The sequence below is a fragment of the Jeotgalibaca sp. MA1X17-3 genome, from assembly GCF_021513155.1.
In the GTDB taxonomy this organism is placed as follows: domain Bacteria; phylum Bacillota; class Bacilli; order Lactobacillales; family Aerococcaceae; genus Jeotgalibaca.
This window is the reverse complement of the sequence record NZ_CP090983.1, coordinates 1690267-1704666: the sequence shown is the minus strand read 5'-3', so window position 1 is coordinate 1704666 and position 14400 is coordinate 1690267. Positions and strand designations below refer to the sequence as shown.

Below are 14400 nucleotides of genomic sequence, written 5' to 3'. Positions count from 1 at the left end.
ATAGAAAAAGAAAGGAAAGAGTGATGATTTATTTAGATAACGCTGCAACTACACCAATAGATGACGATGTTGTCCACACAATTTACAAATCTTTAAAGGAGCATTTTGGTAATCCGTCCAGTACGTATCAAGTGGGCCGTGATGCAAAGAAAATTGTGGAAGAGGCAAGAGTTGCGTTTGCTTCTTCAATTCATGCTGATCCAAGAGATATTATTATTACCAGTGGTGGTTCTGAATCTAATAATACTGCAATTATCGCAACCGCTCTTGCTCTTCAAAAAAAGGAATGCACATTGTTACTACATCAGTCGAACATCATTCTGTTTTACATCCGATGAACTACTTAGAAACGTTAGGGTTTGATGTAACCTACTTACCTGTTGATCAGACCGGAAGAGTGACCGCTCAACAAGTAGAGCAATCGATTCGTCCAGATACGATTTTGGTCTCTATTATCTACGGTAATAACGAAGTCGGTGCAATCAATCCCATTTCTGAAATTGGAGCAGCACTGGGGAAGAAAGATATTCTATTCCATACGGATGCAGTACAAGCCTATGGTAATCAACAAATTAATGTGGAGAAAGAGGGCATTGATTTGTTGTCGGTAACCGCCCATAAATTAAATGGTCCAAAAGGTATTGGCTTTTTATACCGGAAACATCAGCTTCATTTACCACATTTTATTCACGGAGGTAGTCAAGAAAATGATCACCGTGCAGGCACTGAAAATGTTCCCTATATAGAAGGGTTTGCTAAAGCTGTTGAAAAATTAATGGTTGATCAGGAACGAAATAATCAACATAAACAGGACTTAAAAGATTTTTTTATAGAAGAACTCAAAAATAAAGAAGTGATCTTTCATATAAATGGAATGAAAGATGATAGTTTGCCACATATTCTTAACCTTTGGATCCCACACTTACAATCAGATAAATTATTGATTCAATGTGATCTGAAGGGAATTATGATTTCTGCTGGATCCGCTTGTACAGCTGGAAGTCTAGAGCCAAGTCATGTGTTACAAGCGATGTTTGGAGAAGAGGACGAGCGAATTCACGAATCAATTCGTGTTTCTTTTGGCAAACAAAATACACAAGAAGAAGTAACTATTTTGGCGAACGTGATTTCTGACTTACAAAACAAATATACCCATTGAGATGGTCGGTTAGCGGTTGCTATGGTAAAATAAAGAAAAGATTATAGGGAGGATACTATGGCATTTGAAAATGAAGGATCACTTAAAGGTTCTGAAAAAAAATATCGTTTAAACTCTGAGGCAAAACGATATACGTTACGAGATCATGGATTTACAGAAACAAAATCTGGGAATTTCCAATTAATTCGTAGTTTAGATACTGTTGTAGGAAATAAACAAGGAGTGATGTTAAAAATAACAGTCACAAAAGATTTATCCTCGTTTAAAATGTCCACTACAACAGCGAATGGCTTAAAATTTGTTGATGTATACGGGAATAAAGGGATGCAAGCTCTTCGAGATAACTTGGAATATATCTTAGAAGGATTAGTTTCAGAAAAAGTTTTGGAAGAAATTTAAAAAAACAGAAATATTCGCTGGTGAGTAACTGGCGAATATTTTTTTGTTGAAAATAATAGCAAAACAATTTTATTATAATAAACAAACGTTTTTTTCAAAAAAATGACTATTTTTCATTCCTTTTTGATTGATTTATGCTATACTTATTCAGGAAATCACAAAACAGGAGATGAAGTTATTGGAACTGGACAATCAAGGGCTTATGGCTATGCTAGATAAAAATGCAAAAAAGAAAGCCCATCTTTTTGAACATTCTATTCCCAAATATATGGTTCGATGTTTTTTTGCTGGTATGTTTTTAACGATTGGAACTTCTATTGCAGTAATGGTTGGAGAACAAGGAAATCATATTCACCCAGATTTAGGTAAGTTTTTCTTTGCTTTTATGTTTAGCTGGTCTTTAGTTATGATCATCTATATGGATACAGAACTTGGTACAAGTAATATGATGTATCTAACTTCTGCAGTTCATCGGAAAATATTAAAACCAATGGGTGCTGTGAAAATTTTAGTTACTTGTATTATTCTTAATTTATTGGGTGGTATTGTCTTCTCATTCTTAATTTCTAAAACAAATATTTTCCAAAATCTTCCAGCAGATCATTTTCTTTTTACAGCGGTATCTGGAAAGTTAGCAAAAACAAACGTGCAAATTTTATCTGAAGGTATTTTTGCGAATGTTATTGTTAATACTGCAGTCATCGCTTCTGCTCGTATGAAGGATGACGCAGGTAAACTATTTGCAGTTGTCTTTATTATTTTTATCTTTGCCTTTTTAGGTTTTGAACACGTGATTGCCAACTTTGCATCATTTACGATGGCATTCTTTGTGAATGGTGGACCTGTTTCTAATATGAGTATAGCCACTGTACTAAATAACTGGGGATTTGCTCTAGTTGGTAATTACATTGGTGGAGGATTGTTAATCGGTTTCGTATATTCATGGTTAAATCGAGGAGAAACCGTTTATTACGATTAAAAAATAACAAATAAGAAATCCTGGAGACAATATGTGCTCTGGGATTTTTTTATATTATTTTTTAAAGATACACATAGAAGAACAATGCTTACTTTTTGTAAGTTTAAACTCTTGAGTTTTAAATGGAATTGGTGTATCATTTGTAACTGTATAAATAACACTTATTTTTTAATAGTAAACAAGTTAACTAGTGAAAGTGAGGAGGAGAAATAATGAAAGATCATTCTAAAACTCGAGTAGTAGTAGGGATGAGTGGGGGAGTAGACTCCTCTGTGACCGCCTTGTTATTGAAAGAGCAAGGGTATGATGTCATTGGTATTTTTATGAAAAATTGGGATGATACAGATGAATTTGGTTATTGTACAGCAACTGAAGACTATAAAGATGTGCAGGCAGTAGCTCAACAAATTGGAATTCCTTATTACTCAGTAAATTTTGAGAAGGCATATTGGGACAATGTGTTTCAATATTTTTTAGATGAATATAAAAAAGGTAGAACGCCAAATCCAGACGTAGTTTGTAATAAAGAAATTAAGTTTAAAGCTTTTCTTGATTATGCGATGGATTTGGGAGCAGAATATGTTGCGACTGGTCACTATGCACAAGTAACTCGTGATGAAGATGGAACAACACATATGCTACGAGGGGTAGACAATAACAAAGATCAAACTTATTTTTTAAACCAACTATCACAAGAGCAACTTTCTAAAACAATGTTTCCTTTAGGGGGAATGGATAAATCAAAAGTTCGTGAAATTGCAGAAACTGCCGGATTGGCCACTGCAAAGAAAAAAGATTCTACTGGAATTTGTTTTATTGGTGAAAAGAACTTTTCAAAATTTTTATCTACCTATCTTCCAGCTAAACCGGGTCATATGGTAACGTTAGATGGGACAAAAATGGGAGACCATACCGGATTGATGTATTATACGATTGGGCAACGAAAAGGGCTAGGAATCGGCGGCGGTGGAGAATCCGATGAACCTTGGTTTGTAATAGGAAAAGACCTGGAAACCAATACATTATACGTTGGTCAAGGGTATCATCACGAACGCTTGTATGCTGAAAGTTTATATGCAACTGATGTTCACTTTACAGGAAAGAAACCAATGCCGTCTGAGTTTACTTGCACAGCTAAATTTCGATATCGCCAAGAGGATACACCTGTTACCGTTTATCTAAATGAAGACCAAACAGAAGCACGAGTTATTTTTGAGAATCCAGTACGGGCCATTACACCCGGACAAGCGGTCGTTTTTTATGACGGTATGGAATGTCTCGGTGGTGGAACCATTGATAAGGCATTCCAAAATGAAAAAGAATTACAATACGTTTAAAAAATGGAGTCAGGGTCTTATACCCTGGCTTTTTTAGTTGATCTGATTCTTTCTTTTTGACTCTATCTGTGGTATGTTTTTTGTTGGAACCTAAAACAGGAATCGTAAATAAAAAAGGGGGAAATGACGAAGTGATTGAGGATGAATTCTATCTGCTTGGTGAATTAAAAGCAGTGTTTTATGAAAATCCATCTAACTTCTATAAAGTTCTGCTAATTGAAGTGCAGGAGAAAAATTTTCCTCTTGATAAAGATGAAATGGTAGTCACCGGTAATTTTGGTGAAATAACCTCTGATACTGAGTACCGGTTTAGTGGGAAATTAGTTGACCACCCTAAATATGGAAAGCAATTTCAATCGGTAAGCTATGAAAGAGAAAAGCCAGCTGGAAAAAATGGAGTGATTTCCTTTCTTTCTGGAGACCGATTTCCAGGTATTGGTGTAAAAACAGCAGAGCGGATTGTGGATGATTTAGGTGAGAGTGCAATTGATTTAATTATCAAAGACCCAGACGCTTTAAAGACTGTTGCCGGATTGAATTCTAAGAAACGTACAATGATTTATGAAGTTCTCTTGCAAACACAAGGTACTGAAAAAATATTGATTGAACTAGCAAATTATGGTTTTACAAACAATCAAGCTGCAGCTATTCTACATTTTTATCAAACGAAGGCTTTGGAAGTTTTAAAAGAAAATCCATATCAGCTTATTGAAGATATTGAAGGGATTGGCTTTCGACGCGCAGATGAATGGGCAGAAGAAATGAATGTACCACCTGATGATAAAAATAGAATTAAAGGTGCGCTTTTAGCATCTCTACAAGAAATTAGTCTTTCAAATGGAGATACGTATGCGGAGAGCAATGAGCTAATGGATAAAGCTGTCCAACTAATGGAATCGTCTCAACGCTTCGTCATCCACGATGATTTACTCATTGAGTCGTTAATGGAATTAATTCAAGAGATGAGAATGATTGAAGATCAGAGTCGTTTTTCATTACCGAGTCTCTATTTTTCCGAAGAGGGAATAGCCTCGAGTATCGATCGTTTATTAAAAAAAATACAGACATTCGTTATCCAGGTGTCGATATCAAAATAGAGTTATTAAAAACTCAAAAAGAGCTTGATATTCATTATGATGAAACACAAACTCGTGCGATAGAAGAAGCAATCACTACCTCATTTTTCATCCTTACAGGAGGTCCAGGAACTGGGAAGACCACTGTTTTAAATGGAATTGTACACTTGTTTTGTGAATTGAATGATATACCGGTTGATTATCAGGACTATCAAAAAGGAGTCTATCCTATTATTATGGCTGCACCTACAGGTCGAGCTGCCAAGAGAATGAATGAGACGACGGGTATTCCTAGCAGTACGATTCATCGTTTACTGGGGTTAACGGGTCAGGAAAATCAAAATGAAGAGGTTTATACGCAAGAATTAGAAGGGAAACTACTCATTATTGATGAGGCTTCTATGGTAGATACGTGGCTTATGAATCGATTAATGAAGTCTATTCCAGCAGGAATGCAAGTGATTTTAGTAGGAGATAAAGATCAATTACCGTCAGTAGGTCCTGGACAGGTTCTTTTTGACTTGTTAAGTAGTAAAGCTATTCCTCATCGTGAACTATCACAGATTTATAGACAAAGTGATGATTCCTCTATTATTCCTTTGGCACACGAGATTAAGAATGGCGTTCTTCCTGCTAGTTTCATGCAGAATCAACCCGATCGTTCTTTTTTCCCATGTCGAGCAGCGCAAATTGAACCACTGATTCGTAAGGTTGTTGAAAAAGCAAGTGCAAAAGGATACACTTCAAAAGATATTCAAGTTCTTGCTCCTATGTATAAAGGAGCGGCTGGAATTAATGCTTTAAATGAAATGATGCAAGAAATTTTAAATCCTAACCCTGGGAAGCGAAGAAGAGAAGTTCAATATTTTGATGTAGTCTATCGAGTAGGAGATAAGGTATTGCAGTTAGTGAACCTTCCGGAATCGAACGTTTTCAATGGAGATATGGGTGAGATAACAAGTATTCAGTTTGCAAAGGAAACAGAAGATAAGGTAGATGAAATAACCGTTCTTTTTGATAAAGTAGAAGTTACCTATAAAAAAAATGAATGGAATAAATTTTCGTTAGCATATTGTTGTTCCATTCATAAAGCTCAAGGTAGTGAATTCAGCATGGTTATTTTACCGATGGTACGACAATATGGTAGAATGCTAAAACGAAATTTATTATATACTGCCATTACACGTAGCAAAAATAAACTGATTCTTTGTGGGGAGCAGGAAGCTTTTGTACTTGCGGCAGAAAATACGGGTGATTTACGCAAAACAATGCTCGTAGAAAAACTAATTCGTAACCAAAATAGTGAATCCATATTTAAAGAAAAGAAACCAGAAGATTCTGTTGAGGAGAAGCCCTCTATTTCTCAAAAGAAGAAAAAAGAACAACCTTCTAAAAAGACAAAAGGCTATATGTTAACCATGGAACTTATTAAAAATAAAGAAGTGGACCCCATGATTGGAATGCAAGAGATAACTCCTGCAGAATTTTTATTATAAAAAAAGCATCACTCCTATTAAAAAATCAGGAGTGATGCTTTTTTCTATTTCCACAGTAAGAACGTACTCATTTGAAACTGAAGATGGTGATTTTCTTCTTCTATAAGCTCCCCATCTACTTGTGCGAGTTGACTTGTTTTTGTTTGAATCGTTATTTCTGTTCCTGGAATTCTTTGAAAATAAGCAGAATGGATGTGGGAACCATCCGTTATTACTTTCCATAACAATTTAACAAGAACTGAAACAGAAAAATTCTTAATGATCATAACAGCTAATTCATGACTATTAGCAGATGACTCGGGATCAATTTTTATACCACCACCAAAATAGGGGTGATTCATTACTGCGACAATTAGTAGATTAGAAGCATTTATTTTTTCCCCATCAACCAAAATTTCTGCTGAAAAGGTTTTTCGATTTTTAAAGGCTTGAGTAATACTCCAAAAATAAATAAATTGATCGAGCTTTAAAGTTGAAAAAATACTTTTCTTTGAGTTACTTTCTTTTGCAATTTGAGTTACTTTTGCATCAAATCCAATTCCAAGACTGTTTAAACCAACCCCTTTTACTCCTGAATTAATATCTTCATAAATAAAGCATTCGATGGTTGAAGGGGTTTGTATAGATAGAAGATTTTCAAAATTACTCTTTAAATCCTTTGGCAATCCCAAGCTTCGAGAAAAATCATTACCAGTTCCAGAAGGAAAGTATCCGATTGGGATAGAGAGGTCTAGTTTTTTCAATCCGGTAATCACTTCATGAAGAGTACCATCTCCACCAACAACCCAAATTCTGTCATCATCATGATGAATGAATGAGGTTACTTGTTCCATTAAGGGAATGGCATGTCCAGGATACTGTGTCATATAAAAAAAGTATGCAATTTTGTTTTCTAATAATAATTCCTCTAAATCTAATGCTATTTTTTTACCTGTTCCGTTTCCGGAATGTTGATTGACGATAATGTGGCAGCATAGGTTTCTCATTCTTTTTTCCTCCACACAAAATTAAAATATGTTCGAAATTATTCTGGATATTGAATGTATGTAGTGATCTTGTCTATAGAAAGAATAGCACAAATAAAATAGTTTTGAAATGGATGGATACTGAGAAGAACCTTACGGGGAAGGGAATAAAGTTTAGTAGAGATTTTTCCAGTAGGTTTCAGCTATTAAGGGAGCAAATAGTTTGTTATACTAGATGAAAATGCAAATGTTTTTTTAAGGAGAAAAAAATATGGACTTTTTTCAACAAATTACTAATCCTATTTGGAAAACAATCTCTCGTGAACATAAAGAGGTGTTAGCTGGTAGTATCATTCGATACTTTATTAACCCGTTGTTGTCAGTTGAGAATATTCGTTTTACTACCTTTCACTATGGAGGAATAAAGACAGAAACATTCTTGGTTGATATTGATGGTTCACCTTTTGTATTTGTTCCGGGTCAAAAAGAAGTTATTTTAGGGTGGGATAATGGCACGAATGGATTGAACTATTTAGATATTGCCGATGATAGAAGAGAAATTTATGTTTCGTTAGAAAAATGTCTTCATCATTGGGTACAAGAATGGGATTTTACAGACATTGGTACATTTACCGATCAAAGCAAACATCTTCCAGACGATTTAGACAACTTGGTTAATTCGGAGACATCCCCTTTACGATCTGTCTCCATTCCTTCCCTTTTTGTAGAGGTACAACCCTCCTATGTAGGGATGTTGAAAAAAGGAGAATATTCTATTGTATCCGGAATGTTTGATGGTGACCAAGAATGGTTTTCTTCCATAAAAGATAAAATAGAGAAACATTTATTTTCTAGTGAACCAACCTTGAGTCAATCTTTTGTGGATTTTCCTGCTTATGTATATGAGACAGATCAATATTTCCTTGTTCAAAATGATGATTTAGATCACTATACCGTTTATGGAACAACTTCCGTTCATTATCAAGAAGTCAAAAAGCAAATAGAAAAGACAGGAATGGGCTTTCTTTCTTCTGATGAGTGGGAATATTGTTGCGGAGGTTCTACACGACGTTTATTCAAATGGGGGAATAAAATCCAACGAAAAATGTTTGAACCAGGAGAAAGTGTATTGGAACAAAAAAATATGTTTGGTTTAATGATAGGAAATATGGGATGGGGCCCTGAATTAGTGGAAGATGGTAGTTTAATAAAAGGTGGATGGATGAACACTCGCTCACAAAATATTTTAGAAAAACTGCTTCCTTACTCTAGTTACTATGTGAATAGCAAATCGTCATTGTTTGGAAAAGAAGATTTAGAACTACCTCCTGGCTATTACTGTAGCAGACGTTCGATTCGGATTGAAATGTAAAAAAAGGATATCTTCTTTAAAAAAAGTGAGATTTAAACTTGCTTGGTTTTCAATTTTTGGCTATACTTGTATCGATATAGAAAGACCATATCAACCGGAAAAAAGAGAGTCTACCAATGGTGCGAGGAGACAAACCGGATGATGCTCGCTTTCTTTAATGTATGATGGAAACATCATCGCTGCCAGCGTTACAGGCTTGAAGAGGTAATGAAGAATGTATACTGCATAACATTCCATTGCAATCAAGGTGGTACCGCGCTCCAACGTCCTTGAATGCAAGGGAGTGTTTTTTTATTTTCTCAATAGATAAACTATAAAACGAATGGATAAGGAAGGTAAACAATGAAGAATTTAACGAGTAATGAAATCCGTCAAATGTTTTTAGAATTTTGGGCATCAAAGGGACATAAGGTGGAGCCGAGTGCTTCATTAGTTCCTATAAATGATCCGACACTACTTTGGATTAACTCTGGCGTAGCTACTTTGAAGAAATATTTTGATGGAACGATTATCCCTGAAAACCCACGAATTACAAATGCACAAAAAAGTATTCGTACAAATGATATTGAAAATGTAGGGGTAACTGCTCGACATCATACGTTATTTGAAATGTTAGGTAATTTTTCTATTGGAGATTATTTTAAAGAAGACGCAATTCCTTGGGCATGGGAATTTTTAACAAGTCCAAAATGGATGGCTTTTGATCCTGAGTTATTGTACGTCACTTATTATCCAGAAGATGAATCTACTAAAAGAATTTGGTTAGATAAAGTAAAACTAACAGAAGACCATGTTGTTCCGGTAGAAGATAATTTTTGGGATATTGGTGCAGGACCTTGTGGACCAGACACTGAAATCTTTTATGATCGGGGAAAATCCTTCCAAGATCTTCCTGATGAAGATCCTGAAATGTATCCAGGTGGAGAAAATGAACGATATTTAGAAATTTGGAATCTAGTTTTTTCTGAATACAATCATCAGGCAGATGGTAGTTATGAAGCATTACCACATAAAAACGTTGATACGGGAATGGGATTGGAACGTGTTGTTAGTATTGTGCAAGATGCACCGACCAATTTTGAAACGGATTTATTTATGCCGATTATCAAAAAAATTGAAACATTAAGTGACGGTACTCTTTATGGACAAGATAAATTAACTGATGTTTCTTTTAAAGTAATTGCAGATCACATTCGTGCTGTGAGTTTCGCAATTGGAGACCGTGCTTTGCCATCTAATGAAGGACGTGGATACATCTTACGCCGTTTGATTAGACGATCTGTAATGCATGGACAAAGATTAGGAATCAAGCGTTTATTTTTAAATCAACTAGTTCCAGTTGTTGCAGATATTATGAAAGAATTCTATCCTGAAGTTAAAAAGGAACAAGATTTTATTATAAAGGTAGTCTCTAACGAAGAACAACGTTTCCAAGAAACGATTCACGAAGGGCAAGAAATTTTACAAGAAGTTTTTGAAAAAATGTCTGCAGAAAAAGAGACTATTTTAAAAGGAAAAGATGCCTTTAAACTATATGATACATATGGATTCCCATTGGAACTAACAGAAGAATATGCAGAAGAAAAAGGATTTACTGTAGATGAAGATGGTTTTAATGAAGAAATGCAAAGTCAACGGAATCGTGCACGTGCTGCTCGTCAAGTCGATGATTCATTTTCAGTTCAATCTACTGTTCTTGTAGACATTGTTGTTCCAAGTGACTTTGTTGGATTCACTCATACTAGAGTACATTCTGAATTGTCAGTAATTGTTTCCGATGATGAACTAAAAGAACTTGTAGAAAAAGGCGATACTGCTCAATTGATTTTCCAACAAACACCTTTCTATGCTGAAATGGGTGGGCAAGTAGCCGATCATGGAATCATTCAAAATGAAGATGGTGAAGTAGTTGCTAAAGTGACGGATGTGAAACGAGCACCGAATGGTCAGAATTTACATAAGGTAGAAGTATATAAAGAAATACGAGTGAATGAAGAATATACGTTACTAGTAGAGGAGTCTCGTCGTCGGAATATTACTAAAAACCATACGGCTACTCACTTGTTACACCAAGCTTTGAAAGATGTTTTAGGAACTCATGCTAATCAAGCAGGTTCCTTAGTTACACCGGAACATTTACGATTTGATTTTACTCATTTTGGACAAGCAACTTCAGAAGAGTTGGTAGAAATGGAAAGAGTTGTCAATCAAAAAATATGGGATGCTTTACAAGTAGAAACCATCGAAACAACGATTGATAAAGCTAAAGAAATGGGTGCCATGGCTTTGTTCGGTGAAAAATACGGAAAAGAAGTTCGCTTGGTACAGGTAGGTGATTATTCATTAGAGCTTTGTGGAGGAGTACATGTTCAAAATACACAAGATATTGGACTGTTTAAAATTACATCTGAATCAGGTATCGGAGCAGGAGTAAGACGAATTGAAGCAGTAACCGGGCAGGCAGCCTATGAATATTTCCGCACGAAAGAAAATGAGTTACTTGAAGCAGCTCATACATTAAAAGTTCAGAAAACGAAAGAAGTAACACCTAGAATCCAACAATTGAAACAAGAACTAAAGAATTCTGAATCAGAAAAAGAATCTTTAAAAGCAAAATGGATGCAACTTGAATCTCAAAGTATTTTTGATCATGTAGCAGAAGCTGGTGGCGTTACCTATATTACTTATCAAACAAAAAATCAAGATATGAATGCGTTACGTCAACTAGCTGACCAGTGGAAGCAAAAGGCTCATTCCGATGTATTTGTTGCTGCTTCTGAATTAGATGGAAAAGTTAGTCTATTAGCTGCCGTTTCTAAAGAGAAGATTAAAGAAGGTCTAAAAGCAGGAGATTTAATTAAAGAGATTGCTCCACTTGTAGGTGGTGGTGGCGGTGGACGACCTGATATGGCTCAAGCAGGCGGGAAAAATCCAGCTGGAATCCCGAATGCACTAAAACAAGTTTCGATTTGGTTATCAGAAAAATAATAAATAATCTGTATAAAAATGGAAATGATTTCATAATATAGTCTCTGTGGGTTGTAGTTTAGTCAGAAGTCTTGTAAAATGAGCTTATATAAAAAAAATTGGGGTGTCAGTATGAACTCGAAAGACGAAACAAAGTTATTCGATCTAGATAATCACCAAGAAAAAAATATGAAGGAAATACTAGCAGGGGTCTATCAAGCTTTGGAAGAAAAAGGATATAATCCAGTCAACCAAATTGTGGGTTACTTATTATCAGGTGATCCAGCTTATATACCGCGTCACAAAGACGCTCGTAATTTGATCAGAAGATTTGAACGTGATGAAATTATGGAAGAGTTGCTAAAAAGTTATTTGTCTGAAAAGGAAAGAGAAGACGCATGAGAATTATGGGGTTAGATGTTGGATCGAAAACAGTTGGTGTTGCTATTAGCGATCCAATGGGATGGACTGCCCAAGGCTTAGAAATTATTCGTATTGATGAAGAGGCTGGAGAGTTTGGAATGGTTCGTTTAAAAGAATTAGCGGACCAGTATGAACCTGAAACGATTGTAGTTGGCCTCCCTAAAAATATGAATAACAGTATAGGTTTTCGTGCGAAAGCTTCACAAGCTTACGGAGACCTAGTTGTTGAAACACTAGGAATCCCGGTAGCTTATATTGATGAGCGTTTGACTACTGTTCAGGCAGAAAAAATGTTAATTAGTGAAGGAAATGTATCGCGGAAAAAAAGAAAGAAAGTTATTGATAAATTAGCAGCAGTTATTTTGTTGCAAAATTATCTCGATTCTCAATAATTGGAATTGCTTTTTAAATTGCGATATACTAATGAATCACTAATCGAAAAAAATGAAATGAGGTATCACGATGACAGAACATAACCACGATGATCACAATCATGAACACGAAGAAGGACATGAACATAATCACGAACATATCACAATTGTAGATGAAGATGGAAACGAAGAGCTTTTTGAGATTCTATTTACTTTTGATTCAGAAGATTTTGGAAAATCTTATGTTCTTATCTATCCTGCAGGAGCTCCTGAAGGTGATGAGGTTGAACTACAAGCATACGCGTATGTTGAAAATGAAGATGGCACAGAAGGCGATTTACAAGCAATCGAAACAGAAAAAGAATGGGATATGATTGAGGAAGTTTTAAACACGTTCATGGAAGACGAAGACATGTAATTCGTTTAAATGATTGAATTTCTAAAATCTTTTTTTAAATAAAGATTCGCCCCTTAAAGTATAGGTCATATTTAGTGACCTATATGGAGGGCGTTTTTTTAATGGAAAGAAGGATCAAATACCATGAATCTCCTTATAGATGTTCATTTAATTTGATTTTTCATGTATAATGACTGAAGTTATGAATACAAATGTGTAAAAGAGCTTCATAGCATAAGGAGGTTATCATTTGGTAGACAAACATACCGGTGGACCAAAAAAGGTAAAGAAGAGGACCGAAAAGCATATACCTAAAGAACATCCAAAAGAATATGTAATGGATAAGCGAGATATACGTAAAAAAGAAAACTCGTTAGTAAAAAAAATAGTTTTTTCTATTATTTTTATAGGTGTCGTTTTGCTCTTTATAGTAGCATTTGTTGGTTATAACTATGTAATGGATTCCTTGCAACCATTGGACTCTGCCAATAGGGAACGAATCGAAGTAGAGGTACCTGTTGGAACTTCGACAAAGGGGATTGGAGAAATTTTAGAGGAAGAGGCAATCGTTAAAGATTCTACCATTTTTAATTATTTCTTGAAAACAAAAAATGTAGCTGAATTCGAAGCGGGTTTTTATGAATTTTCACCTTCAATGGAGCTGGAAGAAATTATAGATGTTTTAGAAAAGGGTGGAAACAATACACCTATTTCAGATGATTATAAAATTCTAGTAAAAGAGGGCGCAACATTAGAAGAAATAGCAGAAGAATTTTCTCGGAAATCTAATTACTCTAAAAAAGATTTCATCAAAGTTGCTACGAATGAAGCATTCATTGAACAATTGTCTTCCACCTACCCAAAACTTTTAACAGATGCAATTAAAAATGAAGATATAAAGTATAAATTAGAAGGATATCTATTCCCGGCAACCTATGACTATTTATCACACTACACAATCGAAGAAGTGATAACTACGATGGTAGGAAAAACGGATGAGATTATGAGCGGCTATTATCATACAATAGCAGAAAAAGATTTGACGGTTCACTCTTTACTGACGATCGCTTCTTTAGTAGAAAAAGAAGGAGTTAATCTTGAAGATCGTAAAAAAATAGCGGGTGTATTTTTTAATCGTTTAAAAGATGATATGCCGTTACAATCTGATATTAGTATTCTTTACGCTCTAAATAAGCACCTCGAATACGTTACCATTAAAAATACTGAAGTTGATTCACCTTATAATCTTTATGCTCATAAAGGATTGGGACCTGGACCTTTTGATAATCCTGGTGAAGAAGCGATACAGGCAACTTTGAATCCAGAGGAAACGGAATACTATTATTTCCTTGCAGATTTAACAACAGGTGATGTATACTTCTCAAAGACATTTGAAGAACATCTAGAACTACAAAATAAATATATTGAAGAAAAGTCTTCGGAATAGAACTCAGAAGAA

At 35.1% G+C, this 14400-nt stretch carries 12 protein-coding genes and 1 pseudogene; 12 read left to right on the top strand and 1 reads right to left on the bottom strand.

The genetic code is table 11. From position 1 onward, the window contains the following. The first annotated feature begins 23 nt into the window (after window positions 1-23). The 6 genes and pseudogenes from LZ578_RS12635 (at window position 24) to LZ578_RS08430 (ending at window position 6446) form a co-directional block, all read left to right on the top strand. The gene (locus LZ578_RS12635) at window positions 24-338 is read left to right on the top strand and encodes an aminotransferase class V-fold PLP-dependent enzyme (RefSeq protein WP_311198573.1); all 315 of its coding nucleotides are present in this window, start codon (window positions 24-26) and stop codon (window positions 336-338) included. Then, window positions 287-1159, top strand: coding sequence for a cysteine desulfurase family protein (locus LZ578_RS08450; protein WP_311198572.1), 873 nt, complete (start codon window positions 287-289; stop codon window positions 1157-1159). The genes LZ578_RS12635 and LZ578_RS08450 overlap by 52 nt, the downstream gene beginning before the upstream one ends. A 57-nt stretch (window positions 1160-1216) precedes the next feature. Further along, window positions 1217-1558 carry a DUF1831 domain-containing protein gene (locus LZ578_RS08445; RefSeq protein ID WP_235144740.1) on the top strand — a complete coding sequence of 114 codons (342 nt, stop codon included), beginning with the start codon at window positions 1217-1219 and terminating at the stop codon, window positions 1556-1558. 178 nt (window positions 1559-1736) lie between these two features. Next, window positions 1737-2537: a formate/nitrite transporter family protein gene (locus tag LZ578_RS08440; protein ID WP_235144739.1), complete on the top strand. Its 801-nt coding sequence runs from the start codon at window positions 1737-1739 to the stop codon at window positions 2535-2537. A gap of 212 nt (window positions 2538-2749) precedes the next feature. Continuing rightward, window positions 2750-3874, top strand: a complete 1125-nt coding sequence (gene mnmA / locus LZ578_RS08435; protein WP_235144738.1) for a tRNA 2-thiouridine(34) synthase MnmA — start codon at window positions 2750-2752, stop codon at window positions 3872-3874. A 131-nt stretch (window positions 3875-4005) separates the two neighbouring features. Beyond that, window positions 4006-6446 (top strand): annotated as a pseudogene (locus LZ578_RS08430) (ATP-dependent RecD-like DNA helicase). Window positions 6447-6490: 44 nt separating this feature from the next. On the opposite strand, the gene LZ578_RS08425 reads toward LZ578_RS08430, so the two are convergent. Next, a complete protein-coding gene (locus LZ578_RS08425) occupies window positions 6491-7432 on the bottom strand; it encodes a diacylglycerol kinase family protein (RefSeq protein WP_235144737.1) in 942 nt (313 codons plus the stop codon). Between the two features lie 250 nt (window positions 7433-7682). Here LZ578_RS08425 and LZ578_RS08420 point away from each other — a divergent pair, with 250 nt between their 5' ends. The 6 genes from LZ578_RS08420 to mltG all read left to right on the top strand — a co-directional run bounded on the left by LZ578_RS08420 (window position 7683) and on the right by mltG (window position 14388). Beyond that, window positions 7683-8783, top strand: coding sequence for a hypothetical protein (locus LZ578_RS08420; RefSeq protein ID WP_235144736.1), 1101 nt, complete (start codon window positions 7683-7685; stop codon window positions 8781-8783). Window positions 8784-9125: 342 nt separating this feature from the next. Beyond that, window positions 9126-11771, top strand: coding sequence for an alanine--tRNA ligase (alaS, locus tag LZ578_RS08415; RefSeq protein ID WP_235144735.1), 2646 nt, complete (start codon window positions 9126-9128; stop codon window positions 11769-11771). Window positions 11772-11882: 111 nt separating this feature from the next. Then, window positions 11883-12152 (top strand): IreB family regulatory phosphoprotein, encoded by a 270-nt coding sequence (locus LZ578_RS08410; RefSeq protein ID WP_235144734.1) that lies wholly within the window; start codon window positions 11883-11885, stop codon window positions 12150-12152. Then, window positions 12149-12565, top strand: coding sequence for a Holliday junction resolvase RuvX (gene ruvX, locus LZ578_RS08405; protein WP_235144733.1), 417 nt, complete (start codon window positions 12149-12151; stop codon window positions 12563-12565). The genes LZ578_RS08410 and ruvX overlap by 4 nt, the downstream gene beginning before the upstream one ends. Before the next feature lie 70 nt (window positions 12566-12635). Continuing rightward, on the top strand, window positions 12636-12962 hold the full coding sequence (locus LZ578_RS08400) for a DUF1292 domain-containing protein (protein ID WP_235144732.1): 327 nt from the start codon (window positions 12636-12638) through the stop codon (window positions 12960-12962). Between the two features lie 229 nt (window positions 12963-13191). After that, window positions 13192-14388 (top strand): endolytic transglycosylase MltG, encoded by a 1197-nt coding sequence (gene mltG, locus LZ578_RS08395; protein ID WP_235144731.1) that lies wholly within the window; start codon window positions 13192-13194, stop codon window positions 14386-14388. The last annotated feature ends 12 nt before the right edge of the window (window positions 14389-14400 follow it).